The organism is Confluentibacter citreus (assembly GCF_002807055.1).
GTDB lineage: Bacteria > Bacteroidota > Bacteroidia > Flavobacteriales > Flavobacteriaceae > Confluentibacter > Confluentibacter citreus.
Genome location: NZ_NIXN01000018.1, coordinates 1 through 3,845 on the forward strand (window position 1 = coordinate 1; position 3,845 = coordinate 3,845).

Consider the following 3,845-nt stretch of genomic DNA (forward strand, 5'->3'; position numbering starts at 1 on the left):
CAAATCCGAATATTGCTAAAATTCCAATTACTAATAATATTTTTTTCAGGATTTTCAATTCGTGACGGTTTTTCTCAAATGTGTGGCAACGTGTTCGTGTATGGAAAGTTGCGTGTTTGGGGGCGAGGATTTTCCGAAGGAAAATCGGAAGCCGGCAAACGCGCAACCAACTTTGTGCCAGCTAAAACTAGCAATTTTTTATACACGGTGTTGTGTGCTGTTTTATCTATTCGTTTTTAATCTATCTATTACACTTTTAGATATAGAAATCCAATTTTCAAAGTCTTCTTCGGTTATTGATAATTCACTTTTATGAACTGCAATATTCCTTAATTCTCTTAAATCAAGTATCATATTCGCCAAGTATTTCTGAATCAAATTATTTTTTGAAAGGTAATTTAGTGAATCTGAAAAACTTCCCATTTTTTCACGTTCATCTAGTTTTCTAATTAAGAGTTCAATCTCTTTCCAAGTTTCAATAATTACGTAACTTTTTGGGAGTTGTTTTGTTGGGTTGAATTCATTTTCCAACGTTTCACGAGAATAAGCCATTGTAACTCCATTATTTATCGCTACTTTTTTAATATCTTCAATTTTATCTTCTAGTTCAATCTTGAAGTCTTTTATTTCCGCTGATTTAAGTCTTTTAATTAATGATTTGATGTCTTTTTTGAAAATCAAAAAAATTACTAGAAGACAAATAGGCCAGATTATATGTCCAATAACTTCAACTAAAAGTTTTAAATATTCTACCATTTTTATTATTTTAATTCAGTTGCCCACATTATTACATCTCGAAAGTCGATTTTAGCACTTTTAGTTAAGTTTATTACTTCTTTTAAATTTCCTTTCGCTAATTTCAGAATTGACATTCTAGTATTGTTTAAATTAAATTCCGATTCAGCCATTACGTGTTTAAGTGTAATTGATTTAAGTTCGTTTATTACTAATTCAATTTCTGAATCCCCGAACTCTTGATTTATAATTTTAAGTATGTTATCGTTCATTTCTGTAATTGCACACAACGTGTTCGTGTATGGAAAGTTGCGTGTTTGTGGGCGAGGATTTTCCGAAGGAAAATCGGAAGCCAGCAAACAGGCAACCAACTTTATGTTAGCTAAAACTAGCAATTTTTTATACACGGTGTTGTAAGCAGTTTTTATTCTTTTATTGGTTCCTTATATTCAGCTTTAACTTCAGTCGGCAAATCCATAAATTCAATAGCGTTTAAGTCCGTTTTTAAACTCAAAAGTGTTTCTACCATAAACTTATCCAAGTCTGATGGGATGTCCATTTTGCTATCTCTAAATTGGTTAATTAGAACACTCAAATATTCCGAAATTGTTTTTTGTCCGTCAGCATCTAAAAACATTTCCTGATGCCAATAATCCATTGTTGTCATTTTAACTTTTCCGTCAGAGTCTTTTTCCAAAAAAGTTATTTGTTCGGGATTTAGCCAATTCCATTTCTTTGTTCTTACAAAATATTTTTCCTTTTCAGAGTATGACTTTATAAAATCAAATTCAGGTAAATCTTTTTTCTTTTTTAAAAAACTAAACATATTAAATTCAGATAGATTTCGGTTTTCTCAAATTGCTTACAACGTGTTCGTGTATGGAAAGTTGCGTGTTTGGGGGCGAGGATTTTCCGAAGGAAAATCGGAAGCCAGCAAACGGGCAACAAACTTTGGTTTAGCTAAAACTAGCAATTTTTTATACACGGTGTTGTAGGTAGTTTTTTATTTTTAGAGTTCCAATATTTTATTTTCCGCTTTTGTTTTTTTCTGTTTTATATAACCAATAATTAAAAAAATCAGCATAAAGATTGGTATATAAAAATAATGTTTCGCAATTCCACTAACAGATAGTACAATGTCAATTAAAATTCCAATCAGAGCGTATGAATGGATTATGTTATTCCGAACTGAAAATCCGTTTTTAATATTCACAAAATGAGTGATTGAATTCAGTTTGTCCCTTTTAAGAATTAGAAAGTCAATTTCCGTTGCATTTTTATTTTCAGAGAGTGATTTTAAGTCAGTTAAATATTCGAGAAGAGAAAATTTATGATTTCTCATATGTGATTGCGGTTTTGCTGTGTTCAAATATTTCGCAACTTTAGTCAAATCATTAAAATTTATCATCGCTTTTTCTTCTATTCCGTTTTTTTGTTCAAATCCAGAAATCAAAGTTTTATACTCTTTCATAAAGTATGTTTTGTCATTTTCTAAATCTTGAACTGAAGACATTATTTTAAATGAAGTTCGATTTTCTTAAATTACCTACAACGTGTTCGTGTATGGAAAGTTGCGTGTTAGCGGGCGCGGATTTTCCGAAGGAAAATCGGAAGCCAGCAAACAAGCAACCAACTTTGTGCTAGCTAAAACTAGCAATTTTTTATACACGGTGTTGGCATTAGTTTTTTATTCCGTTTATAAATTTTTCCAATTCCGCTTGATTGAATGGATTTTTTTCATCGTCCACAATGTAAAAAGTAAGAACGTAATCTTTAATTTCAATTGTCAATATTCTTAAATTCGAAAGTTTGTTTTCCGAACCATTTTTTGTTTTGTATTCAAATCGATAAACTTCAGAAATTGCTCCATTCAGTTCGTTCGCTACAATGCGTTTCGCATTCAGTCTTCGGTCATTTTTGGATTCCGCTAAATATGAAGTCCACATTAATTCAAACTTATTGATGCTTCTTATATTCAGATTATTTTTTCCTTTCAATGCTCGAACATCGAAAAGGTAACAAGCGATAATCGGTCTTTTCTTTTCGCTATTCTCAAGAATAAAAATCGGTTGAAAAATTGCGTTCACAAAACTATCTCTGTCCTTTTTATTCAATTCAGGATTTTCAGGAAATTGGTATTCAGTTTTAAATTTCTCGAAAGTTTCTTTTTCGGCAATCACAAAGTTTTCGATTAGGTCAACCGAAATTCCAATATCTTTTATTTTTATTGATTCATTTGAAATTTCGACTTGCGGTTCAAAATTCAATTTTCGACTTGTGATTTCTTTTGTTAAGTTCATTCGCTTAAATTAATGCCAACGGGTTCGTGTATGAAAAGTTGCGTGTTTGCGTGCGAGGATTTTCCGCAGGAAAATCGGAAGCCGGCAAACGTGCAACCAACTTTGTGCCAGCTAAAACTAGCAATTTTTTATACACGGTGTTGGCAATAGTTTTTTATTTCCGAGTTGAGTTTTCGTTTAAAAAAGTCAAATCATCTTTTATTATTTCCTTCTCTTTTTGATTAGCTCTTGTCATATTTTGTGTTCGAGTGCATAAGTCAGTCGAAAATTCATAATCATTCCCATTGGCATAAATCAACCACTTTTCTCCGACTTTTGGAAAAATTCCGCACATTCCTGATTGACTGCTTGTAGACAAAACAATTGTCATTTTTTTTATTTTTCCTTTAAATACTCTATGTATTCCGACTTCAATTTTTTGCGTAAACTCACCGAAGTCAACGCTCAATATTTTTCCAGTCGCAATTAAGTCATATTGATTGAATTGTTCTTTGTCAATTTTACCTAAACTTTCACAAGTACAAGAAAATCCGATATTGAAAGTCAATAGTAAAATAATTGTCGAAATTAATTTCATATGCGTTTTTCTCAAATTATTGCCAACGTGTTCGTGTATGGAAAGTTGCGTGTTTGTGGGCGAGGATTTTCCGAAGGAAAATCGGAAGCCAGCAAACAAGCAACTAACTTTGTTTTAGCTAAAACTAGCAATTTTTTATACACGGTGTTAGCCACTGGTTTTATTTTTTATTAATCCGCTTATTATATTAATCGGAAATATTATTTGTCCGATAACAGCAATTAACGCTATTG

At 31.5% G+C, this 3,845-nt stretch carries 7 protein-coding genes; 1 reads left to right on the forward strand and 6 read right to left on the reverse strand.

From position 1 onward, the window contains the following. The coding region (locus CDH49_RS15780) for a hypothetical protein (RefSeq protein WP_100616412.1) at positions 1–240 on the forward strand (240 nt) is incomplete at its 5' end. Here CDH49_RS15780 and CDH49_RS15355 read toward each other — a convergent pair. The 6 genes from CDH49_RS15355 to CDH49_RS15700 form a co-directional block, all read right to left on the reverse strand. Beyond that, positions 223–756 carry a DUF4145 domain-containing protein gene (locus CDH49_RS15355; protein WP_100616413.1) on the reverse strand — a complete coding sequence of 178 codons (534 nt, stop codon included), beginning with the start codon at positions 754–756 and terminating at the stop codon, positions 223–225. The two genes, CDH49_RS15780 and CDH49_RS15355, sit on opposite strands and share 18 nt — an antisense overlap. 5 nt (positions 757–761) lie before the next feature. Beyond that, on the reverse strand, positions 762–1,130 hold the full coding sequence (locus CDH49_RS15690) for a hypothetical protein (RefSeq protein ID WP_157805345.1): 369 nt from the start codon (positions 1,128–1,130) through the stop codon (positions 762–764). Between the two features lie 29 nt (positions 1,131–1,159). Continuing rightward, complete coding sequence (locus CDH49_RS15360) at positions 1,160–1,561, reverse strand: hypothetical protein (RefSeq protein WP_100616414.1); 402 nt, start codon at positions 1,559–1,561, stop codon at positions 1,160–1,162. Between the two features lie 183 nt (positions 1,562–1,744). Next, positions 1,745–2,248, reverse strand: a complete 504-nt coding sequence (locus tag CDH49_RS15365) for a hypothetical protein (RefSeq protein ID WP_100616415.1) — start codon at positions 2,246–2,248, stop codon at positions 1,745–1,747. Between the two features lie 166 nt (positions 2,249–2,414). After that, a complete protein-coding gene (locus tag CDH49_RS15695) occupies positions 2,415–3,035 on the reverse strand; it encodes a hypothetical protein (RefSeq protein ID WP_157805346.1) in 621 nt (206 codons plus the stop codon). A gap of 154 nt (positions 3,036–3,189) precedes the next feature. Further along, complete coding sequence (locus CDH49_RS15700; protein WP_157805347.1) at positions 3,190–3,612, reverse strand: hypothetical protein; 423 nt, start codon at positions 3,610–3,612, stop codon at positions 3,190–3,192. Positions 3,613–3,845 lie beyond the last annotated feature (233 nt).

Bases quoted from the DNA above. Each gene is read 5' to 3' on its own strand.
- CDH49_RS15355 (WP_100616413.1), bottom strand. From the start codon at position 756: ATGGTAGAATATTTAAAACTTTTAGTTGAAGTTATTGGACATATAATC.
- CDH49_RS15360 (WP_100616414.1), bottom strand. From the start codon at position 1,561: ATGTTTAGTTTTTTAAAAAAGAAAAAAGATTTACCTGAATTTGATTTT.
- CDH49_RS15365 (WP_100616415.1), bottom strand. From the start codon at position 2,248: ATGTCTTCAGTTCAAGATTTAGAAAATGACAAAACATACTTTATGAAA.
- CDH49_RS15695 (WP_157805346.1), bottom strand. From the start codon at position 3,035: ATGAACTTAACAAAAGAAATCACAAGTCGAAAATTGAATTTTGAACCG.
- CDH49_RS15700 (WP_157805347.1), bottom strand. From the start codon at position 3,612: ATGAAATTAATTTCGACAATTATTTTACTATTGACTTTCAATATCGGA.